Below are 26,286 nucleotides of genomic sequence, written 5' to 3' on the forward strand. Positions count from 1 at the left end.
CCAGGCTCCGGTTTTTTATTGCTCAGTGGGTCCTCATCCCCGCCGCATACATCGCCAGTTTCAGCAGGCTCGCCACCACCGCCAGCGAGACCACGCTGCCAAACCAGATCAGCAACAGCCAGCCCAGACGCTTGTACCAGGGGCTGGATTTCACCTCACGCGAATCAATGGTAGCCATCGCCAATCCTCACTTTGCCGCGGAACACGTAGTAGCTCCAGAAGGTGTACATCAGGATCACCGGCAGGATGAACAGCGCGCCGATCAGGGCGAACAACTGGCTGGTGGCCGGTGAGGCCGCCGCCCACAGGCTGACCGACGGCGGGATGATGTTCGGCCAGATGCTCAGCGCCAGCCCAATGTAACCGAGGAACATCAGCACCAGAGTGAACACGAACGGCCAGTGGGTATGGCGCTGTCGCAGCGAACGCAGCAGCCCGAACAGCGCCAGCACCGCCAACACCACCAGCCCGGCGAACACGGTCAGGTGCGCATGGTTGAACCAGCGGCCGGCCAGTTCCGGGTGCAGTTGCAGCGTCCACACGCCGATCACTACCACCATCGCCAGCAACAGCCACGCCAGCGGACGGCTGTAGTGACGCATCCGCGACTCCAACATGCCTTCGGTTTTCACCAGCAGCCAGGTGCTGCCGAGCAAGGCGTAGGCGATCACCAGACCGACGCCGCAGACCAGCGGGAACGGCGCCAGCCAGTCGAGACCGCCACCGGCGAACTGCCGATCCACCACCGGAATCCCCGCCACATACGCGCCGATCACCACGCCCTGGGAGAACGTAGCCAATAACGAACCGCCAATGAACGCCCAGTCCCACAGATGGCGTTTTTCAGCCGGCGCCTTGAAGCGAAACTCGAACGCCACACCACGGAAAATCAACCCCGCGAGCATGAAGATCAGCGGCAGATACAGCGCCTCCAGAATCACCCCGTAAGCCAGCGGAAACGCGCCGTACAGCGCTGCACCGCCGAGCACCAGCCAGGTTTCATTGCCGTCCCAGACCGGTGCGACGGTGTTCATCATCACGTCGCGTTCCTGCTCGTCGCTGATCAGCGGAAACAGGATCCCGAGGCCCAGATCGAAGCCGTCCATGATCACGTACATCATCACCCCGAAGGCAATGATCACGCCCCAGATCAACGAGAGATCGATACCTTGAATACCCATGACTCAACGCTCCTTTATCAGTGGATCCGGGTCGCGGATTCGAGGTTGTCGGTGACCGCCGATAGTGGCCGGCGCGGGGTCTGCACCTGAGTGCCTTCGGGCGGATGTTCGTGGTGCGGCTGCGGGCCCTTGCTCACCAGTTTCATCATGTAGCCGATGCCCACGGTGAACACCGAGCAGTAGATGACAACGAACAGCGCCAGCGAGGTGCTCATCTGCGCCACCGAGTGATGGGACGCGGCGTCATGGGTACGCATCAGGCCGTAAACAACCCACGGCTGACGCCCGACTTCAGTAGTGATCCAACCCGCCAGCAGCGCGATCAGACCGCTTGGCCCCATCAGCAACACCAGCCGCTGGAAGCCGCGATGCCGGTAGACCTTGCCGTTGCGCCGCAACGCCAGCCCCAGCACACCCACCAGAATCATCAACATGCCCAGCCCGGCCATCACGCGGAAGCTCCAGAAAATCACGGTCGAGTTCGGCCGGTCTTCTTTCGGGAAGCTCTTGAGCGCCGGGATCTGCTTGTCGAGTCTGTGGGTGAGGATCAGGCTGCCGAGGTACGGAATCTCGATCGCGTATTTCGTTTTCTCGGCCTGCATGTCCGGGATGCCGAACAGCACCAGCGGGGTCGGCCCGTTGTCGGCGTTTTCCCAGTGGCCTTCAATGGCGGCGATTTTCGCCGGTTGGTGTTCCAGGGTGTTCAAGCCATGGGCGTCACCGACCACCGCTTGAATCGGCGCCACGATCAGCGCCATCCACAGCGCCATGGAAAACATCTTGCGCACCGGTTTGCTGTCATTGCCACGCAGCAAATGCCACGCCGCCGAGGCGCCGACGAAGAATGCCGTGGCAACGAACGCGGCAATCGCCATGTGCGCCAGCCGGAACGGAAACGACGGGTTGAACACGATGGCCAGCCAGTCCAGCGGCATCACCCGACCGTCGACGATTTCGAAGCCTTGCGGGGTCTGCATCCAGCTGTTGGAGGCGAGAATCCAGAAGGTCGAGATCAACGTGCCGATGGCGACCATCACTGTGGCAAAGAAGTGCAAGCCACGGCCCACCCGGTTCCAGCCGAACAGCATCACCCCGAGGAACCCGGCCTCGAGGAAGAACGCGGTCAGCACTTCGTAGGTCAGCAACGGCCCGGTAACGCTGCCGGCGAAGTCGGAAAATCCGCTCCAGTTGGTGCCGAACTGGTACGCCATGACCAGCCCCGACACCACGCCCATGCCGAAGTTGACGGCGAAGATCTTCGACCAGAAATGGTAGAGATCGCGGTAAGTGTCATTGTGGGTTTTCAGCCACAGGCCTTCGAGCACCGCCAGGAAACTCGCAAGGCCAATGGTGATCGCCGGGAAAATGATGTGGAACGAAACCGTGAACGCGAATTGAATTCGCGCCAGGTCCAGTGCCTCCAGGTTGAACATGATGATGTCCTCATCAAGGCTGAAAAGCGGCAGCACACGGCCGGGCCACCGCCAGGCGCGAACGCCTGCAGCCAGTCAAAATGCAAAAGGGTTGGATCGCGTGGGTCGGTTACGCCACCGACGACGGGATCAGGTTGCTCGCCTCGGCCGCTTCGAGGCGGATCGCCACGAATTTCGAGGTCGGCGTGTACGTGCGGTCACCGTAGCTTTCCAGCGGCACCAGCGGATTGGTTTCCGGGTAGTACGCGGCAGCCTGCCCGGCCGGAATGTCGTAGGCGATCAGGGTGAAACCGCTGACCCGACGCTCACGCTCGTCGCCCCACAGCGCCACCAGATCGACCTTCTGCCCCGGTTCGAAACCCAGTCGGCGGATGTCCTGTTCGTTGGCGAAGACCACGTCGCGCATGCCGTAAACCCCGCGATAACGGTCGTCGAGGCCGTACAGCGTGGTGTTGTACTGATCGTGGGAACGCATGGTTTGCAGGATCAGATGCGGTTTGACCGGCAGGTTGCGCACGCCTTCACTGATCAGATGCTCGGGCAGCACGCACGGGGTGAACTGGGCCTTGCCGGATTCGGTTTTCCAGACCCGCTCGGAAGCGTTGTTGCCGAGGTGGAAACCACCGGGGATCAGCAGCTTCTCGTTGAAATTCTCGAAGCCCGGAATCACGTCGGCGATCAGGTTGCGAATGCGCCCGTAGTCGCCCACTGCCCATTCCCAATCGATCGGGTGTTTGCCCAACGTGGCGGCGGCGATCCCGGCGATGATCGCCGGTTCGGATTTCAGGTGCGCCGACTTCGGTTTCAGTTGGCCGAACGACAAATGCACCATGCTGAAGGTGTCCTCCACGGTCACGCCTTGCGGGCCTTCGGCCTGGACGTCGATGTCGGTACGGCCGAGGCACGGCAGGATCAACGCGTCACGCCCGGTCACCAGATGGCTGCGGTTGAGCTTGGTCGAAATGTGCACGCTCAGGTCGAGTTTGCGCATCGCCGCGTGGGTGCGCGGGGTGTCCGGCGTGGCCTGGGCGAAGTTGCCGCCGAGCCCGATAAACACCTTGGCTTCGCCGCGTTCCATGGCGCCAATCGCCATGACCGTGTTGTGGCCGTGCAAGCGCGGCACCTTGAAGTTGAAGCGTTTTTCCAGGGCATCCATCAGCTCGGTCGGGGCCAGTTCGTTGATGCCCATGGTGCGGTCGCCCTGCACATTACTGTGGCCACGCACCGGCGACAGCCCGGCGCCCGGACGGCCGACGTTGCCGCGCAACAGTTGCAGGTTGATGACCTCTTGCAGGGTCGGCACCGAATGCACGTGTTGGGTCAGGCCCATCGCCCAGCACATGATCACGCTCTTGGCGCGGGCATACATGCGCGCGGCCAGTTCGATGTCATGCAGCGGCACGCCGGACTGCTCGACGATGTGCTCCCAACTCGTGGCATCGACTTCGGCCAGATAGCTGTCGAGACCCGAGGTGTGCTCGGCAATGAAGGCGTGATCGAACACCGGTTCGCCGCCGGTGGCCTGGGCTTCGCGCTCCCACTCCAGCAGGAACTTGGCCATGCCGCGAATCATCGCCATGTCGCCGCCCAAGGCTGGGCGGAAGTACGCGGTGTTGGTCGCTTCCCAGCCGTTGCTGAGCATTTCGATGGGGTTCTGCGGGTTCTGGAAACGCTCCAGTCCGCGTTCCTTCAGCGGGTTGATGCACACCACTTGAGCGCCGCGCTTCACCGCTTCACGCAGCGGTTCGAGCATGCGCGGGTGGTTGGTGCCAGGGTTCTGGCCGATCACGAAAATCGCGTCGGCGTGGTGCAGGTCTTCATAGACCACCGTGCCCTTGCCGACGCCCAGGCTCTCGCCCATGCTTACCGCGCTGGCTTCGTGGCACATGTTCGAGCAGTCCGGGAAGTTGTTGGTGCCGTAGGCGCGGACGAACAACTGATAGAGAAACGCCGCTTCGTTGCTGGCCCGACCCGAGGTGTAGAACTCGGCCTCGTGGGGCGATTTCAGGCCTTTGAGATGCTTGGCGATCAGCGCGAAGGCGTCGTCCCAGGTGGTTTCGACATAGCGGTCGACCCGCGCGTCGTAACGCATCGGATGGGTGATCCGGCCCTGATATTCGAGCCAGTAGTCGCTTTGCTCGGCCAGGGTCGAGACCGTGTACTTGTTGAAGAACGCCGGATCGACCAGGCGGCCGGTGGCTTCCCAGTTCACCGCTTTGGCGCCGTTCTCGCAGAACTTCAGCATGCTCGCACCGGGCGCTTCACCCCAGGCGCAACCGGGGCAGTCAAAGCCGCCGTTCTGGTTGGTCTTGAGCATGGCGCGGATGTTTTTCAGGGCGTTTTCACTGCCCAGCCAGTTCTTGGTGAGGCTGATGACAGCGCCCCAACCCGCAGCGGCGCCCTTGTAGGGTTTGTAACGGTCGACTTGTGACATGGGACTTCTCCATGACGATGCACACAGGCAAAAACCTGATCGGGTTTAAACAGCGACGACTGACTTTCAAGTTAAAAAAGCGGTCGTTTCGTTTGACGGGGCCAAGGATAGGAACCGCTGCAAAAACTTGTCTAATCGCTATTAATGACTGCGTTATCGAAAGCATCTATCACGGCGTAAAACCCTTTAAATACGGGCACTTGCAAAACCAAGAAGAGAAAAACAGCGAATAATTACTTCATCATCGACAGCATCAATCGGCCGTTCATTAATAGTGATTGGACGCTGTTCGAAGTTGCTCATAACCTGCGCCGACCCAATCCCTTCAATAGCGGATTTCACCCAAGCGAGGCTGTCATGTCAGAGCGCGTCTTGATCGATGGTTACAACCGCCGCGTCGACTACCTGCGCATGTCGGTCACCGACCGCTGCGACTTCCGCTGCGTGTATTGCATGGCCGAAGACATGCAGTTCCTGCCGCGCCAACGGGTGCTGACGCTGGAGGAGATCTATCAACTGGCGCAGAGCTTCGTGGCGCTGGGCACCCGCAAGATCCGCCTGACCGGGGGCGAGCCGTTGATTCGTCCCGGCGTCGTCGGGTTGTGCAAGCAGATTGCCGCCCTGCCCGGCCTGCGCGAACTGTGCCTGACCACCAACGGCTCGCAGCTAGGCAAACTCGCCAGTCCGCTGTTCGACGCCGGGGTCAAACGCCTCAACGTCAGCCTCGACAGCCTCGATGCCGCACGCTTCAAGCAGATGACCCGCACCGGTGACCTGGCCCAGGTGATCGACGGCATCGACGCCGCGCGCGCCGCCGGATTTACCCGCACTAAACTCAACTGCGTGGTGATGCAGGGCCGCAACGATCACGAGATCAACGATCTGGTGCAGTTCGCCATCGAGCGCGATCTGGACATTTCCTTCATCGAGGAAATGCCGCTGGGGATCATCAGCGAACACAGCCGCGCCGAGTCGTTCTTTTCCAGCACCCAGGTGCGCGAACGGATCGCCGAGCGCTACACCCTGATCGACTCCGCCGAATCGACCCAGGGCCCGTCGCGCTATTGGCGGCTGGCCGAAGCGCCGCACATTCGGCTGGGGTTCATTTCGCCCCACAGCCACAACTTCTGCGGCACCTGCAACCGGGTGCGGCTGACCGTCGAGGGGCGTTTGCTACTGTGTCTGGGGAACGAGCATTCGGTGGATCTGAAAGCGGTGTTGCGCGCCCATCCGGGCCAACCGGAACGGCTGGAGAAAGCCATCATCGAAGCGATGAAACTCAAGCCTTACCGGCACAATTTTGAAGTGAACGACGACGTGCAAGTGGTGCGTTTCATGAACATGACCGGCGGCTGATCCGCCACGTTTTCAAGGCAGAGAGCCGCATGATCATCCGACCCAAGGTCAATCAATTCGCCATTCTCTTCACCCTCAAGGGCTCGATTGCCAAGCGCATTGCCCTGCGTGCCCTGATGGTCACGCTGCTGGCGTCGGCCATCGTGCTGGTGGAAATGCTCCACCCGAGCAACTTCACCAAGGTCAACGCCACGCCGTTCACCTTGCTTGGTCTGTCGCTGTCGATCTTCATGAATTTTCGCAACAACGCCTGCTACGACCGCTGGTACGAGGCGCGCAAGGCCTGGGGCGAGGTGATCGTGCATGTGCGCTCGGTGATCCGCGAAACTCACGTGATCCGCGAATCGGCCCAGCGCCGACTGTTGCTGCTCAACCTCGCTGGTTTCGCCCATGCGCTGAATGCGCGATTGCGCCGGGAAGATGAAGCCGCCGCCAGCGCCGAATGGATCACCCCGCAACATGATGCGCAGGTGCCGGACTACAGCGGGCGCATCCTGCAAACCGTCGGTCAGCAATGCTCCGATCTGCACGAATCAGGCGATCTCAGCGAATGGCGCTACATGCTGCTGGCCAATCACCTGACCAGCCTGACCCAGGCGCAGGCGGTGTGCGAGCGGATCAAGAACACGCCGCTGCCCTTCCCCTACACCTTGCTGCTGCACCGCACGATTTACCTGTTTTGCATCCTGCTGCCGTTCGCCATGGCCGAACCGCTAGGCTGGCTGACGCCGCTGTTCACGGCGATTGTCAGCTACACCTTCTTCGGCCTGGATGCGATTGCCGATGAGCTGGAAGACCCGTTCGGCCGGGATGAAAACGATTTGCCGACCGATGCGCTGGTGCGGGGTATCGAGCGCGACATTCTGGCGGAGCTGGGGACTGAGCCGTTGCCGCCAGCGCTGAAACCGGTGGATTACGTCCTCAGTTAATCGACTGCCTCCCCCTTTGGGGAAGGGAAGTCATCAATCCAGATGCGCCCAGGTCATGCGAAATGACGCGCCGCCCCACGGTGAATCACCGACCTCGACCTGCCCGCCATGGGACTGCGACACCCGCCGCACCAGTGCCAGGCCGAGGCCAAAGCCGCCCGTGCGGCGGTCGCGGCTGGCGTCCAGGCGCGAGAACGGTTCGAAGATTTTCTCCCGTCCTTCCAGCGGCACGCCCGGCCCGTCGTCGTTGACCTGCACTTCGTACTGATCGCCGATGCGCACCAGCGACACTTCGACCCGCTGCTCGGCATACCGAATGGCATTGCGCAGCAGATTGATCACCGCCCGCGCCATGAACCGCGGCTCGATCCGCACTTCATCGACCCGGCAATCAACGATCAACAGCTGCACCCCGGCCGCCTCGGCTTCCAGCGCCACGCTGCCGACCACGCTGTCGAGCCAGTTGGCGGCCTGAATATTCTCGCGGGTGATCACCGTCGCACCGCGTTCGAGGCTGGCGTAGGTCAGCAGTTCGGAGACCATTTCTTCCAGCTCGCCGAGGTCTGCGTACATGTCGGCGATCAGTTCGCGGTTCTGGCTGGCGTCCGGTTGCTGCTTGAGCTGATCGAGTTCGAACGACAACCGGGCAATCGGCGTGCGCAGTTCGTGGGAGACCGCGTTGGTCAGCTCACGCTGATTAGCGATCAGGCCTTCGATGCGCGCCGCCATCAGGTTGAAATGGCCGGCGAGGTCGCGGATGTTCGAGCGTTTGGACAGCTGGATCCGCACCGAAAGGTCGTTGTCGCCGAAGCGTTCGGCGGCCAGGCGCAGTTTTTCCAGATCGCGCCAGTGCGGGCGAACCCAGAAGTACAGGACGATGCCGAGCAGCACGGCCAGCATCAGGTAGGCCCCGGCAATGTAGAACGGCATCAGGCTCGGCTCGGGCGGCAACTTGATGCTGAGCAACTGCGAACCACCGTCGATGTTGCTGATGAACTGGGTGTAATCGTCGCGAATCACCAACAGATCCTGGGCCAGTTCGGCTTTTTCCTGATCGTTGAGGTTCAATTGGTCAGCCTCGACCAGGCTCAGCGTCAGCCCGTAGTGCGGACGCAACGCCTCCAGTTGCGCCTCGCGTGCCGCGCCCTGCTGGTCGCGCATGTGTTCGATCAGCGACCACGCCTGGCCGCGCACAGCCTCACGGTTGTAAGCCTGCATCTGGTTGTCGAGCAACGCGTTGAAGGTGTGTTCGACGGTTTGCAGCGCCGCCACCAGCCCGACCGTCATCACCAGAAACAGCCCGAGAAATAACCGCAGCATCTACAACTCCCACGCGAACGGATTGAACAGGTAACCCTTGCCCCACACGGTCTTGATGCACACCGGTTCGCGAGGGTTGTCCTTGAGTTTGTTGCGCAACTTGCTGATGTACACGTCGACGCTGCGGTTGAGGCCATCGAAGGCGATGCCGCGCATGCGGTTGAGAATGTCATCGCGCGACAGGATCTTGCCGGCGGCGCTGGCCAGCAGCCACAGCAGTTCGAATTCCATGGTAGTCAGTTCGATCAGCTCGCCCGCCAGACGCACCTCGCGGCAACTGCGGTCGATGATCAGGTTGCCGAACTCCAGCGAACTGACCACGCCGCTGTCCGGTACTTGCCGACGTTGCAGCGCCCGCAGGCGTGCCAGCAGGACCGGCGGTTTGATCGGTTTGATCACGTAGTCATCGGCCCCGGACTCCAGGCCCAGAATGTGGTCAAGGTCGTCTTCCTTGGCGGTCAGGATGACGATCGGCGTATCCGACACGCTGCGGATTTCCCGGCACACGTGCAGGCCGCTCTGCCCCGGCAGCATCAGGTCGAGCACCACCACTTTGGGCTTGAATTCGAGAAACGCGGCCACGGCCAGATCGCCGCGATGCACCGTGCGTACCTCGTAGCCGTGTTGTTCGAGAAAGTGGGCGATCAGCGCGGCCAGCCGCTCATCGTCTTCCACCAGCAGGACTCTGCCAAAACCCAGGTTATCCATAACAACCGCCGCCAACCGCTTTGTGAAGTGGGCGCCATTATGGCGGCATTCGCGGGCGAGTCGTTTATCGCAGGCAGCAAAAACCGGCCTCCGGGGCCGGTTTTCGTTGATGTTTCATACTCTTAAGAGTTTTTAACAATTCATGCCGCGACGGGTACGCCGCTGTGGAAGCGGAATTCCTCGTCCGGCGATTCGATCAGGTCCTGCTCGGCGGCGCGGACTTTCTCGATCACCTGGGCGATATCCTTGGCGTCACCGTACTGGTAGGCCAGTTTCAGGTAACCCTGGAAATGCCGGGCCTCGCTTTTCAGCAGGCCGAAGTAGAACTTGCCGAGTTCTTCGTCCAGATGCGGTACCAGCGCTTCGAACCGCTCGCAACTGCGCGCTTCGATGAAGGCGCCGACCACCAGGGTGTCGACCAGTTTCACCGGTTCGTGGCTGCGCACCACTTTGCGCAGGCTCGAGGCGTAACGGCCGGCGTGCAGCTGGCGCAGTTCGATCTTGCGTCGCTTCATGATGCGCATCACCTGTTCGTGGTGCACCAGTTCTTCCCGAGCCAGACGCGACATCATGTTGATCAGATCGACGTGGGAATGGTACTTGGCGATCAGGCTCAACGCGGTGCTGGCGGCCTTGAACTCGCAGTTCTTGTGGTCGATCAGCAGGGTTTCCTGATCGGCCAGCGCGGCTTCAACCCAGGCGTCTGGCGTGCGGCAACCAAGGAATTCGTGGATTTCGGGAAGGATCATGGGGCTCACGGTCAAAAGGTGTTCGAGCGAAGGGCGCCGATTATACCGGCCTGCCCGCAGACCACCAGCGGCCCGCGTTGATATGCATCAAGTCGCAGACGGATGCGCAGCAACTATAGTTGTGCAACGCCGTGCCTTTTCATTGCTGGAGACTCACTCATGCAAGCCATACGCAGCATTCTGGTGGTCATCGAACCCGAACACGCAGAAAGCCTGGCGCTCAAGCGCGCCAAGCTGATCGCCGGGGTGACCCAGGCCCATCTGCACCTGCTGGTCTGCGACAAGAAGCACGATCACGCCGGCATGCTCAGCGTGCTCAAGGCCGCGCTTTTGGCGGACGGCTACAGCGTCACCACTGAACAGGCGTGGAACGAGAGCCTGCACGAAACCATCATCGATGTGCAGCAGGCCGAAGGCTGCGGACTGGTGATCAAGCAGCACTTCCCCGACAGCTCGCTGAAAAAGGCCCTGCTGACCCCGGCGGACTGGAAACTGTTGCGCCACTGCCCTACTCCGATGCTGCTGGTGAAAACCGCCGGTTCGTGGAAGGACAAGGTAATTCTGGCGGCGGTCGACGTGGGCAATGCCGACGGCGAACACCGTCATCTGCACACCACCATCATCGACCATGGGTTCGATATCGCCAGCCTGGCCAAGGGGCATCTGCACGTGATTACCGCCCATCCGTCACCGATGCTGTCGGCGGCCGACCCGACGTTCCAGCTCAAGGAAACCATCGAGGCGCGCTATCGCGAACAATGCCGGGCGTTTCAGGCTGAATTCGACATCGATGACGCTCACCTGCACGTCGAGGAAGGCCCGGCGGACGTATTGATTCCGTTCATGGCGCACAAGCTGCAGGCGGCGGTGACGGTGATTGGCACCGTGGCGCGCAGCGGGGTATCGGGGGCGTTGATCGGCAATACGGCTGAACAAGTGCTGGATCAGTTGGAGAGTGATGTGCTGGTGCTCAAACCGCAGGAAGTTGAAGACCATCTGGTGGAGTTGGCGGTGAAACATTAAGCATTGCGGCGCCGGTAAGGCCGTCATCGCTGGCAAGCCAGCTCCCACAGGGACTTAGGTGTGTCCAACATCGAGAGCATTACACCATTACTGTGGGAGCTGGCTTGCCGCCGATAGCAATAGATCAATCGCCGAGGGCATCCTTGAGGAAGCCCGGAGCGATGTAGCGCTGATAGTGCGCTTCCGACAGCAGGAAAAATTCCCGATCAATGGCATCGCGCAGTTCCGGCAGGTTCCAGTCGCGAAACTCCGGCAGCAGCACCATCCCGTAGGCTTCCAGATTAATGATCACCCGGGCCCCACGGGCAATCAGCTGATAGGCCCAGCAATACTCCGACTGATGCGGCACGAAGCGGATCTTGCGCTGCTCCAGTTGCAGGCGCAGCCGCGCCGGATCGAAGACCTCGACCTTGCTCGCCATCACTTGTGACAGCAATTGCTCAAGACGCAGCCAGACCGCACGCTTTTCTTCCTCGTTGTAACCGTTCCAGTGGATCACTTCGTGGTGGAAACGCTTGCAGCCACGGCACACCAGATCACCGTAAACGGTGGAGCAGAGGCCGACGCAGGGGGTCTTGATGGTCTGATTGGGCATAGAATGGGCAGAACACTTGAAACGCGGAACAGGTCGGCATGTTAGCCCTTTGTCCGCCATTCATCACCCCTCAAACGTCAGGGACAAGCGCTGGATCAAGGTTTGCCCCAGCCGCGCACAACGCAACCAAAGTCCAATAGAGCGCGACTTACCTTTAAAATTTTTTTGCCGTAGAATCAGCCAGCCTTTTTAGGCGCCAATGTCCGTTAGAAGCTGTTTTCAAAGCGTCACGAGCACAGTCGTTCCTTCAGAGCGGTGTTGGCGATGGGTTTTTCCAGCGGGGAAAAGCCCAGCGCCAACCCTCATCAGCTCCCCGTTCTGCAGGCGTAAAACTTTGAAAGCAGCTTCTGTAAGGAATTGCCGGTAATTCTGGCCGAACGACCCACAACGTCGTGAGGAGCATGAGTACGGCAATTTCGGGATGAGCGTCCCGGACACCCATTTGGGACCACTGATGAGGGTAATAACTGTGCTTGAAGCCTACCGCAAACATATCGAAGAGCGTGCAGCCCTGGGTATCGTTCCCCAGCCGCTTAACGCCGAACAAACTGCAGGCCTGGTCGAGCTGCTGAAGAATCCTCCGGCTGGCGAAGAAGCTTTCCTCGTTGACCTGATCACCAATCGCGTACCACCAGGAGTGGACGAAGCCGCCTACGTCAAGGCCGGTTTCCTCTCCGCACTGGCCAAGGGCGAAGTCTCCTCCCCTCTGCTGGACAAGAAGCGCGCTGTAGAACTGCTCGGCACCATGCAGGGCGGCTACAACATCGTGACCCTGGTCGAACTGCTGGACAACGCCGAGCTGGCGCCAGTGGCCGCCGAAGAACTCAAGCACACCCTGCTGATGTTCGATGCCTTCCACGACGTGGCTGAAAAAGCCAAGAACGGCAATGTTCACGCCAAGGCCGTGCTGCAATCCTGGGCTGACGGCGAGTGGTTCAAGAAGCGCCCTGTACTGGCCGACAAGATCAGCCTGCGTGTCTTCAAGGTCACCGGCGAAACCAACACCGACGACCTGTCCCCTGCCCCAGACGCCTGGTCGCGTCCAGACATCCCGCTGCACGCCCTGGCCATGCTGAAAATGGCCCGTGACGGCATCGTTCCGGACGAGCAAGGCAAGACCGGCCCGATGAAACAGATCGAAGAAATGCGCGGCCAGGGCTTCCCTATCGCCTACGTCGGTGACGTGGTCGGTACCGGTTCCTCGCGTAAATCGGCGACCAACTCGGTGCTGTGGTTCTTCGGCGACGACATCCCTTACGTGCCGAACAAGCGCGCCGGCGGTTTCTGCTTCGGCAGCAAAATCGCTCCGATCTTCTACAACACCATGGAAGATGCCGGCGCACTGCCAATCGAGTTCGACGTATCGAACATGAACATGGGCGACGTGATCGACCTGTACCCGCACGCAGGCAAAGTCTGCAAGCACGGTACCGACGAAGTCATCACCACCTTCGAAATGAAGACCCCGGTTCTGCTGGACGAAGTCCGCGCCGGCGGCCGTATCCCGCTGATCATCGGCCGTGGCCTGACCGAGAAGGCTCGCGCCGAACTGGGTCTGCCTGCGTTCGACCTGTTCAAGAAGCCGGAAGCCCCGGCTGAAAGCACCAAGGGCTTCACCCTGGCGCAGAAAATGGTCGGCAAGGCTTGCGGTCTGGCAGAAGGCAAAGGCGTTCGTCCTGGCACCTACTGCGAACCGAAGATGACCACCGTAGGTTCTCAGGACACCACCGGTCCAATGACCCGTGACGAACTGAAAGACCTGGCGTGCCTGGGCTTCTCCGCTGATCTGGTGATGCAGTCCTTCTGCCACACCGCGGCGTATCCGAAGCCGATCGACGTGACCACCCACCACACCCTGCCTGACTTCATCATGACCCGCGGCGGCGTTTCCCTGCGTCCGGGCGACGGCATCATCCACTCGTGGCTGAACCGCATGTTGCTGCCGGACACCGTCGGTACCGGTGGTGACTCGCACACCCGTTTCCCGATGGGCATCTCGTTCCCGGCCGGTTCCGGTCTGGTCGCGTTCGCCGCTGCCACCGGCGTCATGCCGCTGGACATGCCGGAATCGATCCTGGTGCGCTTCAAAGGCAAAATGAAACCTGGCATCACCCTGCGTGACCTGGTTCATGCCATTCCTTACTTCGCCATCCAGAACGGTCTGCTGACCGTCGAGAAGAAAGGCAAGAAAAACGCCTTCTCCGGCCGCATCCTGGAAATCGAAGGCCTGGAAGGTCTGACCCTGGAACAGGCGTTCGAACTGTCCGACGCCTCGGCCGAACGTTCGGCTGCCGGTTGCACCATCAAGCTGTCGAAAGAGTCGATCACCGAGTACCTGAACTCCAACATCACCCTGCTGCGCTGGATGATCGGCGAAGGCTACGGCGATGCGCGTACCCTGGAACGTCGTGCCCAAGCGATGGAAGCCTGGATCGCCAACCCGCAACTGATGGAAGCCGATGCCGACGCCGAATACGCCGAAGTCATCGAAATCGATCTGGCCGACATCAGCGAGCCTGTACTGTGCGCGCCGAACGACCCGGACGACGCCCGTCTGCTGTCCAGCGTTGCTGGCGAGAAGATCGACGAAGTGTTCATCGGTTCGTGCATGACCAACATCGGTCACTTCCGCGCTGCCGGTAAACTGCTGGATCAGGTCAAGGGTCAGCTGCCAACCCGTCTGTGGCTGTCGCCGCCGACCAAGATGGACGCTCACCAACTGACCGAAGAAGGCTACTACGGCATCTACGGCAAGGCCGGCGCCCGCATGGAAATGCCAGGCTGCTCGCTGTGCATGGGTAACCAGGCACGCGTTGAGCCGAACAGCACCGTGGTGTCGACGTCGACCCGTAACTTCCCGAACCGTCTGGGCGACGGCGCGAACGTCTACCTGGCTTCGGCCGAGCTTGCGTCCGTGGCTTCGATCCTGGGTCGCCTGCCGACCGTCGAGGAGTACATGGAATACGCTGGCAAGATCGACAGCATGGCGGCCGATGTTTACCGCTACCTGTCCTTCGACCAGATTGCCGAGTTCCGTGAAGCTGCTGCGAACGCCAAGATCCCTGTCGTTCAAGCCTAACGCTGCAACGCAATGAAAAACGCCGCCCATCGCGAGATGTGCGGCGTTTTTTTATGCCTGCTGAACGGCTGGCGCTGATCGTTCCCACGCTCTGCGTGGGAATGATCACCTGGCGGGAGTTGATCTGCCCGCGAAGATCGCAGGCACAAAAAAGGCCGACCTGCGAGGCAGATCGGCCTTTCCTTTTCACAAGATCAATTAGACCTTGTTGCTGAACCTCAAGCCGTCAGCGAGTAGATCAACGCCGAAATCGCCACCAGACCCACTGCGGTGACAAACACGTTCGACATCTGCCCACGATAACGGGCCATGGCCGGCACTTTGCGGATCGCGTACATCGGCATCAGGAACAGGATCGCCGCGATGACCGGGCCACCGATGGTTTCGATCATGCCGAGGATGCTCGGGTTCAGGGTCGCCACGATCCAGCACACCACCAGCATGAACGCCGCCACGATGCGGTCCAGGGCCTTGGCGCCCGGACGCTTGCCGCTCTTGACGATCAAGCCTTTCAGGCCTTCGCTGGCACCGATGTAGTGACCGAGGAACGACTTGGAGATGGCCACGAACGCAATCAACGGCGCCGCGAACGCGATGGTCGGGTTGCTGAAGTGGTTGGCCAGGTACGACAGGATCGACAGGTTCTGCGCCTTGGCTTCCGCCAGTTGCTCCGGCGACAGGGTCAGCACGCAGCTGAAGACGAAGAACAGCACCATCACTACCATCAGCAGGTGCGCGCGGGACAGGATCTGCGAGCTGCGCTCATCCGCGTGAACGCCGTAACGACGCTTCTGATCCACCGCAAACGCCGAGATGATCGGCGAGTGGTTGAACGAGAACACCATCACCGGAATCGCCAGCCACAATGTGTGCAGCAGCGCCGATGGTGCCGGCACTTGCGAAGCGGTGGTCAGGATGCCGCCGTTCCAGTGCGGAATCAGGTACACCGCCAGAAACAGCAGCGCGACGATGAACGGATACACCATCAGACTCATGGCCTTGACGATCACTTGCTCGCCGCAACGCACCACGGCCAGCAGGCCGAGGATCAGCACGAACGACAGCAGCGCGCGCGGTGGCGGCATGATGTGCAGTTGGTGTTCGAGGAAACTGGCGACCGTGTTGGTCAGGCCGACGCTGTAGATCAACAGGATCGGGAAGATCGCGAAGAAGTACAGCAGAGTGATCAGCGCGCCGGCCTTGATGCCGAAATGCTGTTCCACCACGTCAGTGATGTCGGCGCCTTCGCGACCGGAGAGCACGAAGCGGGTCAGGCCGCGGTGTGCGTAGAACGTCATCGGGAAGGCCAGCAGCGCGAGGATCACCAGCGGCCAGAAGCCACCCAGACCTGCGTTGATCGGCAAAAACAGGGTACCGGCGCCGATGGCCGTCCCAAACAGTCCCAACATCCAGGTAGTGTCATGGCGATTCCAGCTCGACAGTTCGGCTGGTGCTGCCGCTTCAAAGCGTTGTTCGACGCTATTGGCCTGATCATTCATCCGGTCGGATCTCCGCATTCCGGTCACTTGCCACTCGGTCAGGACGCGTCGGAAAAAACCGACAGACATGCTCCGGCCGAAACAGGGGCGCGATTCTCCGCGATAAATGAGCAGAAGCAAAGACTTAGCTGAGGAATGGTTGTACGGAGCAGATCGGTGGATTGTCGTTTTTGGGAAAAATACTGTCGGCGCCAGATACGCCATATGTCGCTTTATGGCATGTACCGGCGCCGAATGAGCCATGGGAAAGCCCGATCAGATCGATCGGGCCAATATGAAGCCGAGGAACATGCAAAAGATGCCCAGCCCCATCAACCCCCAGATCGGGCGCATTTCTTTCCTGTTTTTGATGCGTATTTTTTCGGCCCACTCATCGTGTTCCCGTTCCAGTTGTTCCATTCTGGCTTTGGCGTCATAGGTGCTCATATGGATTTCCTTTTGGGTCATGTGTCTGAAGATTGCAAAAACGAACGCTCAAAACTTGAAAAAGACGCCTGCCAATGCCGCGCTTGCCGTCAACACGCCGGCCACCACCGCGACTGGATAAAAATACGTCTCCCACTTCAGCTTCTTCTGTTCCGCCAGAAGCTTCTGCCGCTCAGCTATCAGTTGTCGCGTTTCGTTATGCAGCCTGTCGAGTTCCAGGTTTTCACGGTTGTCCTGAAGCATTCGCCTTCCTTGGCTGATGGCAATTTCCGTCCAGGTTGGCGCTCCGTCCTGAAGAGCGCATCCCGTCCTGCTCTCTATGGTTCCGCGCTTCTCACCCCGCCGTATAGCGGATGAATCCGGCAGCACTCGTAGGCAACATCCGTAAATCCCGCAGGACGGTACGTCCATTTCCTACCGTTTTTAAACAGCCTCACCGACTGGCATTTTTCGGCTATACCGAATGACGAATTGACTGACATCCCCGTCCAGTCCCCTCGCCTGTGGAGCCATCCCATGCCCCTCGTCCGCGTCGACATCAAGAAAAACCCGGACCCGACGTTCGCCAAACGCATTGGCGAAGTGATCTACGCCGCCCTGCGCAGCGAGATCAATGTGCCGGAACACGACAATTTCCAGGTGCTGGCCGAACACGATGACCAGCACTTCGTCTATGACCCGCAATACCTGGGGATCCAGCGCAGCGACGGCATCGTGTTCATCCAGCTGACCATCAGCGAAGGCCGCACCGTGGAAATGAAACAACGGCTGTTCCAGACCATCGCGCGCAACCTCAACCAGCAACTGACCGTGCGTCAGGAAGACGTGTTCATCAATCTGGTGGAAGTGAAAAAAGAGAACTGGTCGTTCGGCAACGGCATCGCCCAGTACGTGACGTGATTCTGTGACCGCCGGCGCCGACATCACCTCCTGACGAAGCGCCCGCGCACTCCCCGCATCAGCTCCTACACTGCCTGATGCGGGGCCGCGCCAGCCATTGCCAAACTGCTCTGGAATCAGCACTCTGAACCGACTTTTGCGCCCTAAGACCGACGATCACAGGAGCCGAGCAATGCCCGCCACCGTTCTGGTACTGGTTGAAACCATCAATGACTATTTGCCGATTCTCGAGCGTCAGGGTTTTCACCTGATTCTCGCGCCGACCCCTGCCGAGCGCGCGCAAGCCATCGCCACCCACGGCGCGCGGATCGACGCGGTGCTGACCCGTGGCCCGCTGGGTTTATATGCTGAAGAGATCGCGGCCTTGCCCGCGTTGAAAATCATCTGTGTGATCGGCGCCGGTTACGAGCAGGTCGACCTGCAAGCTGCCAGCGACCGGGGTCTGACCGTCACCAACGGCGCCGGCGTCAACGCTTCATCGGTGGCCGACCACGCCATGGCGATGCTGCTGGCGCTGGTGCGTGACATTCCGCGCTGCGATGCGGCGGTGCGTCGGGGCGAATGGCCGAAGATCATGCGCCCGTCGCTGGCCGGCAAGCGTCTGGGGATTCTCGGATTGGGTGCGGTTGGCATGGCGATCGCCAAACGCGCGGGCCAGGGCTTCGACATGCAGATCAGCTACCACAACCGTCAGGTTCGCAGTGACGTGCCTTACGCGTTCTGCTCGACCCCGACCGAACTGGCCCGGGCCTCGGACTTTCTGGTGGTCGCCACGCCCGGCGGCATCGGCAGCCAGCATCTGGTGACCCGTCCGGTGCTCGATGCTTTGGGGCCCAACGGTTTTATCGTCAACATTGCCCGCGCCAGCGTGATCGCCACCGCCGACCTGATCAGCGCGCTGGAACAACGGCGAATCGCGGGGGCGGCTTTGGATGTGTTCGATCACGAACCACAAGTACCCGATGCACTGAAGGGCCTGAGCAATGTGCTTCTGACCCCGCACGTCGCCGGGCTGTCACCGGAAGCCACCCAAGGCACCGTTGAGCTGGTGGGCAAGAATCTGGTGGCGTTCTTCTCCGGGCAACCGGTGCTGACACCGCTCCAGCTACCGCCAAAACTGAACAACCAGCGCGTGCACTAAAGCACGCCGAGCAAAGTCCAAAGACGCCGGGATTCGGCGTCTGCCGAAATCAGCTCGCCGAGCAATTCGCTCAACGGCTTGTTGCCCCACTCCACTCCGCGCCGGATCAGATACGGCACCGGGCTGTGGGGCTCGGTGCGGGCCAGGTACTCGGCGATCAACAGCAATTGCCGATAAGCCTCTTCTCGACTGGCCGGTTCGCGCGGCGCTGGCGCGGCTTCGGGCGTGGCCGTGACCGACGCTTCAACCGGCGAGACCGCGACCGGCGCAGGCGGAGGTGCCGACAGTGGTTGCTGTGGGTGCATGGCGATGAACTCCTGAACGAGGGTCAGCAACGCTTGAAGGGTGTCCTGCAACGGTCCGAGCCCCGGCCCCTGATCCCCCAGATACGCATCGCACCAGCCCTCCAGACGCTGCAGGTGTTGCAGGCTCAGCAGCAGATTGCCTTGATGGCGCAGCCAGAACGCCATGGGCGTGGCCCGTACCTGTTCGATGAGTTTCTTGTGTTCGCTGCGCGCAGTTTCGGCCGACGCTTTCGCGCCTTTGGAGTCGTTGGCCTGCACCTGCTGCACCTGAATCCGCCGCCAGGTTTCGAGGGTGTAACCCTCAAAGTCGCTGTTGTGCGTGCCAAACAAAGGCACCCGGGTCAGCAGCACTTCGCTGTAGCGACGCACCAGCCACTCCAGCGGAATCGCCCGCCACGACTGGTCACCGTCGTCGGCCTGCGGGTGCAATTGTTCGGGATAGCGCTCACACAGACCGGCAATCAGCGCCAGACTGCCCGGCAGTCCATCAAGTGCCTGCAAGTGCAGCCAGGCTTCACCCAGCCAGGCGCTGAGCATCAGGTCCTTGCTGCGTTCGAGCAATAACGCGGTGGTCAGCCGCTCGACTTCCGGCCAGTTGGCCCGTTTCAGGGTCGATTGCCAGACACCCGTGGGCAGACTCGCGTCATCCTCGCGACGCAGGTCGCGCAATTGGTCGTACTCGCGCTCATAGCGTAGATCCGCACCACAGGGCGCATCGTCACTGATGGGCGCGAGCAACTGATCGATCAGGTCCGGCAACGGGGTCGAGGGCAGGCTCACAAATCCTCCTTCTGCGATCCGGTCACCTGGAACGGTGAACGCGGCGCGCGGGTCGGCAACGGCGGAATCGACAACGGCAGTTTCGAGCCCTGGCTCATCAGCGAAACGCGTACGAACATCCGGGTGAATTCGCTGGTGACGCTGTCGTTCTGCGCGGTGACCGGCAGACGCAGGCTCAGCGGAAAATCGGTGTAATCCATGCTTGGCTGGCGCTGCACCGAGAAGTGCGCGCGCATCAGGCGCAGCAGCGACCACGGCCCGCCATACTCCCAACCGGCCTCCAGATCACGCACCACCAGGTTCGGTTGCAGCGGGTCGTTGACCGGACGCTCCTTGCCGTTGCGCGCCCATCGCAAGGTCAGGCGAATCGGTTGACCAGGCATCCAGCGCAGGTTCGGCTGATCGGCGGCGGGATAGCTGATCTGCTGATTGCCGGCCAGCAAGCCCCAGGCAATCACCTGATCGGCGCCCTTCTCTTCCTCGCGATCGGTACGCCAGCGCACGTCCAGCTCGACGCCGAGAATGCCGCTCTTGTCCCGCACGAACAGCGGGGTCAGCCAGACGCTGGCCTGCTTCACCCGGTTGAGAAAATCTTCTGCCGCCAGCCGCTCCGGGGTCTGGCTCAGGACCAGTCCGGCCTGGGCCACCGGCAAGCGCTTGTCGATGATTTCCAGAAAGTGCTGAACCCGCGCCGGGTCGGCATCCTGGGCCTGCACGCCATTGGCAAACGGAAAGCGGTCGGCCAGGTATTGATTGAAATAGGTGGCCAGCTCGTTCCACGCGGTGGCCGCCTGTTGCTGTTGCAGAAACTGGCAGCGTTGCAGGGCCGATTGTTGCAACTCCACCGCGCGCATCGCCAGGGTGCCACGCCCGCCGTTCACATTGGCCGTCTGCAACATCTGCACGCAGGAGCCGGTGTCCATTTCAATGAAATCACGGCTGACCAGTTGTTCGATCTGCGCCGGCGAACTGGCCGGGTTCGACTCCTTGTACTTGAGCAAGTCATCGTTCAGCGCGCTGAACTGGGTCACGCGCTCGTAGTCGAGCGCCGACAGATTGCCCTGCTGGGTCTTCAACCATTCCAGGGCCGGGGCACGACGCTCAATGATGCCGAGCATGGTGTTGAATTGCTGCTTGAGACTCAGCTTCAGCTCCTGCACGTCGCTGGCGCCGTAGAGTTGCAAACCGAGGTTTTTCGAACCGTCCCACTGGCTGATTTCCGTACGGCCTCCGAACAACGGCTGCTCGGTAATCTCATTCAGACCGCCGACAATCTGCGCCATGGCGCGGCGGTTCAACGCACCCTGCAAAAGCGCCGCCAGATCGGCACGATGCACCTCGACAAAAGCCTTTTGCAGGTTCATTGCCTGCACGGCCTGCACGTTGAACACCTCGTAGGGATGAGTCTGGTCATCGTGATCCTTGAGACTCAACCACATCGCCTGCGCGGCGGCGGTTTCGGCCGCTTTCAGCAATGCGTCGCGATAGTCCGGCGGAATCCGCGGCAGCTCTTCGGCGACGTAGCTCTTATAGCTGGCGAAATAATTCAGTGACTCATTAAGGTCATCACTGTCCACGGTCTGGCCTTGCCGGTTGACGCTGTCCTGGCTCGCCCGTAGCGCAATCGAAACGAAGTCGCGCTTGAACAGCGCCTGCACGGCATTGTCGAGCTTGACGACCTGATCCTGCAGCGCCAGTTGCCCGCTGCCCTGCTGCACCAGCAAATTGCCCCGCGAACCCACCTGGGCGATCCATTGATCGCGAAAACTCTGCTGCAACTTGCCGGCCTGTGCATCGAGCTGCTGTTCGACCGTCGGGCCCAGCAATGAACTCTTGCGCACCTTGTCGAGAAACTCGCGATAACCCAGCACCAGCTCCTGGCCCTTGCCGCGACTCCAGGTCGAGTTGGTCAGGGCAATCGCCGCATGCAGGTCATCGATCAGCGCTCGCAGCTCTTCCAGTTCGGGCAGGCTGTTGCCACTGCCGGCTTCAAGTTGTTCCAGGTGCAATTTCAGGTAGCCGGCCTTGCTGACGAAGTTGTCCGCCAGAAAATACTGATCGAGCCAGCGCTCCATCAGCCCGGTGAAATTGCTCACGATCAGCGGTCGTTCAACGCTCAGATCCAGCGCCTGCAAGTCGCCGCCATCACTGGCCACGAGCAGCCGGTTGTAGTAGGCGGCGTGGGGCAAAGTGCCGGCGTTGAGGTTCAGCGACAGCGCGCTGTTGCTCAGTTGCGCCAGATCCTCCAGTGGCGCCCGCTGATTGTTCTGCACCTGGGCGAACAACTGGTTCTGTTGTTCCAGACGCAAGGCTCGCTCGACCAGATCCGTAGCCTTCTGATAATTCTGCCACTGCGCCGGGTCTTCGCTTTCGACGCTGGTGCGCCGGTCGGTTTCGCGGATCGCCTTGATTTTCGCCAGCTCCGCGACCAGCAGTTCGTGCAGCGGTTGCAGCATGTGGCGCTGAGTCGACCTGAACACTTCCTGTTCGAGTCGCACGTCCAGCGAGGAAAACCACGACGTCGGAAAGGCCAGCGAAACGTAGTGCCAGTGCGGCGCCCGCTCCAGCACCCGCCAGAAATTCTGCACGTTGCGCCGGGTCGGCTCGACCCGATGTTCGTCGTCGATGACTGCCACGTAATTCTTCTGCGCGCCGTGCAGCAGCCGCGCCAGTTCATGGGCATCCTTGACCGACGCCTGCCAGACCCAGAGCATCGCCACTGCCCACCCCACGCCGATCACCAGCGCCACCCCGGCGGTCACTCGCTGCCAGCGCTGACGCAGGCGCAACAGTCGCGGCACACCCTGGGCCAGTCCGCGTTCGCCGACTATCCGCTGGCGCCACAATTGACGGACAAACGCACTTTGCTGCAGGCCGCTGTCATCGGCAGAAAAACCATCCAGCGCATCCTCGGCCGGCTGATTGGCCGTCAGGTAAACCCCACGAAAACACGGTGCCTCGCCCTGGGCGTTGCCTTGAAACACCGGTTCAAGGACGTTCTGCAAACCACGGCGCAGGGTTTCCAGACGCTCTGGCAAGGCGTACAGGTCAGCACTCAGCTGCCCGGACAAGGTGCCGATTTCGATCACCGCTTCCGCCACCGCACGATGCAACCGATCCAGCGCCTGATCGCTCCATTGCCCCTGCCACACCGCATCGCGCGCATAGGGCGACGACCAGCCCAAGGTGCGATCGCGAGCCTCGTCCGGCAAGGCGCTGATCAGTTCCTGAAATCCCGGCAGTTCTTCCAGCCCGGTGATGACCACGTACACCGGCAGGCTCAGACCAAAACGCTGCAACAGATCGATAAAACGCCGACGTGCCGCCAGTCCCAGTTGCGTGGCCTGTTCCAGATTGCTCAACCGACTGACCGGCACCGTCCAGATCACCCCGTCCAGCGGACGCTTGCTGCGCAGGCGCAGGATCAACCCCAGCAGACGCCACCAGCCACCGCGTTGCAGGTGCATGCCTTCTTCCGGCAGAAACAGCGCCTGCGGCACCACCAGCACCGCGCCTTCGGAATCGGACCACCAGCGACCGAACCACGCCGGTTTGTCGGTGGGCTGCAGACGCCATTGAGTGGCGAGTTGGGTGCCCTGGGTCTCATCGCCGAGCATCAGCAGCCACGGCATCTGATACCGGTCGTGGGCGCCCTGCTCCTGCTCCATGTGCCGCACGGCAGCGTAGAAACTGCGGATCGCCGCACCGCTCTGAGTGCGCAGCCACCACACCGCTACCGCGATGATCACCAGCAGCAGAAGAATGGCGACCACCCAGGCCACGATCGTCAGGGTACTCATGAGTCTTGCTCCGGCGCCGTCAGCGTGTCGGGCGCCTGCAACACCGGCTCGAGTTCCTGACGGATGTCGCGCCACAGAAATTGCCCGAGCCCTGTCAGCAGCAGAATCATCGCCAGAATGCCCAGCGCCAGACGAAAGCCGTCGGGCAACGCCGTGCGCACCGGCAACTGCAAGGGTGTCGCCAGCGAAGGCTGTACCAGTCGCTGGCTGACAGCCGCGTAATCGGCCTCGTCCTGCCAGGCAAACATGAACAGGGCCCGCCGCCATTTTTCCCGTTGCACCTGGCCCAGCTCACCGCGCAGGCGTCCGTGGAAACCGAGGATCAGGCACTGCAAATAGACGTTGGCCAGATCGCGGGTGGTGGGCTGTTGCTCATCGAGCAAGGTCTGGATCGCCGCCGGCACTTGCTCGCCGGCCTGACGGCTGGAATACAGCCGCGACTCCAGGGGTTTTTCCTGCCAGGCACTCTGGCCCGGCCACGGGCTGAACAGCAGGGTTTCATCGACCAGCGCGACAAAGGCATACACCAGCGCCTTGACCTGCTCGGTCGCCGAATCGCCGACCCGGGCAAACGCGGTGCGCCACAGCCGTTGCGAAGCCTGGGTCGAGAGTTCGACCACGGTTTCGACCAGCGCCGCCTCGTCCTCGCTGTCCTTGGGCAACTGGCTCCAGTCCTGCGACCACTGCTGCCAGGTCTCGCGGAACGCACTGCTCAGCGGAGCGTCCTGCAACCCGAGGCTTGCGGCACTTCCTTGCGACATACGACGTTCCTTGTGTGGTCAGGCACGTTCACTGTTCTGGGCGACAAACAACACCACTTGCCACGGACTGCTGGTCAGTTTGGTGGCTGGCGCGGCGATCATCAGCGGCAGTTGCGCGTCGAACCAGCTACCTTCGGCGGTCACCACGAACAGCCGGGTGTCGTCGCCGACGCTGTAAGCCACCTGCTCGCTTCGGCTCATGGCCTGATGCGTCAGACCGCTCATGCGTTGGCGGCTGAGCAACGCGATGTGCGGCGCCGAAGCGATGATCGCGCCGCGCAGCCATTCGCCGGCGGCCTGCTCGCTGGCACCGTTGGGCATGCGCAGGCCGATGACCAGACGCTGGCTCGGTTGCTCGTCCGGCAACTGAATGGAAAAACTCTGCTCGCCGCGCTCGAACGCGATGCTGCGATAACCGGCGCGGATCAGTTCCAGAGTGTTTTCCAGCCAGTCGAGCAGCGGTTCGTAACCGCGCTGCAATTCGAGAAAATCCAGTGGCGCAAAAGCCGGTACACCCGCCAGCGGATCCAGCGCCGACCACGCGCCAGCAAGTCCCAGCAGTTGCACATAAAGGCTTTGCGGATGAGCGACACGACTGATCAGCGCCCCTTCCACTTCCGGCAAGCGCGCCCACAGCGCCGTCATCTGCCGACGGATTTCCAGCGCGTCATCCTGATTGCCGGCCTGTTGCGCCTGACGCAATCGCCCGCCAAGAAACAGACACTTCTCCCGCGCCCGCGCACAGAGCCCGGCCACTCGCCGACCCAAGGGGGATTCCGGCAGCAGGACCGGTGTCGGCGGCGTGTACGGCAACGGCAGAAAACCGCCGCCCTCCTTGCGGATTTTCAGCAGCGGCAGGCAGATTGAATCCGCTTTGTTGAGTTGCGTACACAGCCGTGGATTGGGACGCCACACCGTGATCGATTCAGGAAATTCGCCGCTGGTGAGATCCGGCAATGCCTCACCGACCACCGATTGCAGACGCCCCTTGAGTGGCAGCAACTGACCGGCGCGCCACAGCGGACTGATCGCCAGATAAACCGTCACCGTCGCATCGTCCGTGGCGTCAATCGCCGGGCCGACATCCAGTTCCAGCGTCGGATCGACGCCGACTTGCAGATTGACCGGCAGACCGTCCGGCATCGTCCCTTGCAACGACAGCACCCGCACTACTCCGGCGCTCATCGCCGACGGGTCGAACTCCATGTGACTGACGCCGAAAAACCACGGGTTGCACGCCTGGGCCAGATGCGCACCGAGCGCCTCGGCCCGCAGGCCCTGTAACTGAAAGTGCTGTGGCAGCAATTGCATGCCTTCATGCCAGCAGACCGCGTCAGGTAGCAGACTCATACGACTCCCTTCGACTGCACCGCGAACCGGCGGCGGACGGTGTGTTTCAGTTTCCCTTGCTGACCAGGCTCATCTCGCGACTGTCGAACTTGAGCCATGCGTCGCTCTGATCGTCCAGCCGCAGGCGGTGCGCTCCGGGAGTGTTATAGCTGGCGAAGACCAAAAGTCCAGCCGCCCGCTTGCCCCCCAAAGGGAACGGCTGGCGGTCGATGAATTGCCCCGGCACCAGCTCCAGCCCCCACACGCTCATCAGCTGACGATAGTCGCGCTGATACTGCTCGCGCTCGGCAAACCACTGGCGGGCACTGATGCCCGACAGTTGCTTGAGCAGATCCGGATCGTTGACCGCGATGAAATCCACGGCGATCGGGGTGTCGTCATTGGCCTTGGGTGCGACGTCGAGAGTCAGGCTGTCGAGATCGACTTTCGGCCCGAAAAACGAACAGCCGGCGAGCAGCGCAAACCCAATCGTTAGAAAAAGTCGTGCAGACAAAATGAATTTTCCTTTTCACCAATC

At 61.3% G+C, this 26,286-nt stretch carries 22 protein-coding genes; 6 read left to right on the top strand and 16 right to left on the bottom strand.

Translation table 11 applies throughout. The features are described from left to right. Nucleotides 1-22: 22 nt before the first annotated feature. The 4 genes from KJY40_RS17760 to KJY40_RS17775 all read right to left on the bottom strand — a co-directional run bounded on the left by KJY40_RS17760 (nt 23) and on the right by KJY40_RS17775 (nt 5,048). Nucleotides 23-178 carry a DUF2474 domain-containing protein gene (locus tag KJY40_RS17760; protein WP_007950587.1) on the bottom strand — a complete coding sequence of 52 codons (156 nt, stop codon included), beginning with the start codon at nt 176-178 and terminating at the stop codon, nt 23-25. After that, nucleotides 165-1,181 carry a cytochrome d ubiquinol oxidase subunit II gene (cydB, locus tag KJY40_RS17765; protein ID WP_230731479.1) on the bottom strand — a complete coding sequence of 339 codons (1,017 nt, stop codon included), beginning with the start codon at nt 1,179-1,181 and terminating at the stop codon, nt 165-167. Before cydB ends, KJY40_RS17760 begins: the two co-directional genes overlap by 14 nt. A gap of 17 nt (nt 1,182-1,198) precedes the next feature. Next, nucleotides 1,199-2,614, bottom strand: coding sequence for a cytochrome ubiquinol oxidase subunit I (locus KJY40_RS17770; protein WP_230731481.1), 1,416 nt, complete (start codon nt 2,612-2,614; stop codon nt 1,199-1,201). 109 nt (nt 2,615-2,723) lie between these two features. Continuing rightward, entirely contained in the window at nt 2,724-5,048 is a 2,325-nt protein-coding gene (locus KJY40_RS17775; RefSeq protein WP_230731483.1) for an FdhF/YdeP family oxidoreductase, read from the bottom strand. Nucleotides 5,049-5,405: 357 nt separating this feature from the next. Here KJY40_RS17775 and moaA point away from each other — a divergent pair, with 357 nt between their 5' ends. Both moaA and KJY40_RS17785 read left to right on the top strand, forming a co-directional pair. Beyond that, nucleotides 5,406-6,404 carry a GTP 3',8-cyclase MoaA gene (moaA, locus tag KJY40_RS17780; RefSeq protein WP_230731485.1) on the top strand — a complete coding sequence of 333 codons (999 nt, stop codon included), beginning with the start codon at nt 5,406-5,408 and terminating at the stop codon, nt 6,402-6,404. Between the two features lie 29 nt (nt 6,405-6,433). Next, nucleotides 6,434-7,333 carry a bestrophin family protein gene (locus tag KJY40_RS17785; protein ID WP_127798524.1) on the top strand — a complete coding sequence of 300 codons (900 nt, stop codon included), beginning with the start codon at nt 6,434-6,436 and terminating at the stop codon, nt 7,331-7,333. Nucleotides 7,334-7,366: 33 nt separating this feature from the next. On the opposite strand, the gene KJY40_RS17790 is transcribed toward KJY40_RS17785, so the two are convergent. From KJY40_RS17790 to miaE, 3 genes are all read right to left on the bottom strand, one after another. Beyond that, entirely contained in the window at nt 7,367-8,653 is a 1,287-nt protein-coding gene (locus KJY40_RS17790) for an ATP-binding protein (RefSeq protein ID WP_007958820.1), read from the bottom strand. After that, entirely contained in the window at nt 8,654-9,361 is a 708-nt protein-coding gene (locus tag KJY40_RS17795; protein WP_011334763.1) for a response regulator, read from the bottom strand. Between the two features lie 140 nt (nt 9,362-9,501). Next, complete coding sequence (gene miaE, locus KJY40_RS17800; RefSeq protein WP_064597504.1) at nt 9,502-10,110, bottom strand: tRNA-(ms[2]io[6]A)-hydroxylase; 609 nt, start codon at nt 10,108-10,110, stop codon at nt 9,502-9,504. 159 nt (nt 10,111-10,269) lie between these two features. On the opposite strand from miaE, the gene KJY40_RS17805 reads away from it, so the two are divergent. Continuing rightward, nucleotides 10,270-11,133 (top strand): universal stress protein, encoded by an 864-nt coding sequence (locus KJY40_RS17805; RefSeq protein WP_230731486.1) that lies wholly within the window; start codon nt 10,270-10,272, stop codon nt 11,131-11,133. 124 nt (nt 11,134-11,257) lie between these two features. Here the strand turns inward: KJY40_RS17805 and KJY40_RS17810 are convergent, their stop codons facing one another. Then, nucleotides 11,258-11,728: a DUF1289 domain-containing protein gene (locus KJY40_RS17810; protein WP_039767141.1), complete on the bottom strand. Its 471-nt coding sequence runs from the start codon at nt 11,726-11,728 to the stop codon at nt 11,258-11,260. A gap of 469 nt (nt 11,729-12,197) precedes the next feature. Here KJY40_RS17810 and acnB point away from each other — a divergent pair, with 469 nt between their 5' ends. After that, complete coding sequence (gene acnB / locus KJY40_RS17815) at nt 12,198-14,807, top strand: bifunctional aconitate hydratase 2/2-methylisocitrate dehydratase (protein ID WP_230737723.1); 2,610 nt, start codon at nt 12,198-12,200, stop codon at nt 14,805-14,807. Between the two features lie 218 nt (nt 14,808-15,025). Here acnB and KJY40_RS17820 read toward each other — a convergent pair whose 3' ends face one another. The 3 genes from KJY40_RS17820 to KJY40_RS17830 all read right to left on the bottom strand — a co-directional run bounded on the left by KJY40_RS17820 (nt 15,026) and on the right by KJY40_RS17830 (nt 16,975). Further along, nucleotides 15,026-16,306 carry an HAAAP family serine/threonine permease gene (locus KJY40_RS17820; RefSeq protein WP_230731487.1) on the bottom strand — a complete coding sequence of 427 codons (1,281 nt, stop codon included), beginning with the start codon at nt 16,304-16,306 and terminating at the stop codon, nt 15,026-15,028. Between the two features lie 255 nt (nt 16,307-16,561). Continuing rightward, complete coding sequence (locus tag KJY40_RS17825; RefSeq protein WP_181457877.1) at nt 16,562-16,732, bottom strand: hypothetical protein; 171 nt, start codon at nt 16,730-16,732, stop codon at nt 16,562-16,564. 48 nt (nt 16,733-16,780) lie between these two features. Further along, nucleotides 16,781-16,975, bottom strand: a complete 195-nt coding sequence (locus tag KJY40_RS17830; RefSeq protein ID WP_230731488.1) for a hypothetical protein — start codon at nt 16,973-16,975, stop codon at nt 16,781-16,783. A 273-nt stretch (nt 16,976-17,248) separates the two neighbouring features. Here KJY40_RS17830 and KJY40_RS17835 point away from each other — a divergent pair, with 273 nt between their 5' ends. Next, entirely contained in the window at nt 17,249-17,632 is a 384-nt protein-coding gene (locus KJY40_RS17835; protein WP_230731489.1) for a tautomerase family protein, read from the top strand. Between the two features lie 172 nt (nt 17,633-17,804). Continuing rightward, the gene (locus KJY40_RS17840) at nt 17,805-18,773 is read left to right on the top strand and encodes a 2-hydroxyacid dehydrogenase (protein ID WP_230731490.1); all 969 of its coding nucleotides are present in this window, start codon (nt 17,805-17,807) and stop codon (nt 18,771-18,773) included. Here the strand turns inward: KJY40_RS17840 and tssA are convergent. Genes tssA through KJY40_RS17865 form a run of 5 tightly spaced genes read right to left on the bottom strand, consistent with a single transcriptional unit; the run spans nt 18,770 to nt 26,262 of the window. Then, on the bottom strand, nt 18,770-19,858 hold the full coding sequence (tssA, locus tag KJY40_RS17845; protein ID WP_230731491.1) for a type VI secretion system protein TssA: 1,089 nt from the start codon (nt 19,856-19,858) through the stop codon (nt 18,770-18,772). The genes KJY40_RS17840 and tssA overlap by 4 nt on opposite strands. Next, nucleotides 19,855-23,658 carry a type VI secretion system protein gene (locus KJY40_RS17850; protein WP_230731492.1) on the bottom strand — a complete coding sequence of 1,268 codons (3,804 nt, stop codon included), beginning with the start codon at nt 23,656-23,658 and terminating at the stop codon, nt 19,855-19,857. Before KJY40_RS17850 ends, tssA begins: the two co-directional genes overlap by 4 nt. Then, on the bottom strand, nt 23,655-24,419 hold the full coding sequence (locus tag KJY40_RS17855) for a DotU/TssL family secretion system protein (RefSeq protein WP_115078349.1): 765 nt from the start codon (nt 24,417-24,419) through the stop codon (nt 23,655-23,657). The genes KJY40_RS17850 and KJY40_RS17855 overlap by 4 nt, the downstream gene beginning before the upstream one ends. Before the next feature lie 18 nt (nt 24,420-24,437). Then, nucleotides 24,438-25,769: a type VI secretion system baseplate subunit TssK gene (gene tssK / locus KJY40_RS17860; RefSeq protein ID WP_230731493.1), complete on the bottom strand. Its 1,332-nt coding sequence runs from the start codon at nt 25,767-25,769 to the stop codon at nt 24,438-24,440. Nucleotides 25,770-25,815: 46 nt separating this feature from the next. Beyond that, nucleotides 25,816-26,262, bottom strand: a complete 447-nt coding sequence (locus tag KJY40_RS17865; RefSeq protein WP_230731494.1) for a type VI secretion protein — start codon at nt 26,260-26,262, stop codon at nt 25,816-25,818. Nucleotides 26,263-26,286: the final 24 nt, after the last annotated feature.

It is taken from the genome of Pseudomonas fitomaticsae (assembly GCF_021018765.1).
Classification (GTDB): Bacteria; Pseudomonadota; Gammaproteobacteria; order Pseudomonadales; family Pseudomonadaceae; genus Aquipseudomonas; species Aquipseudomonas fitomaticsae.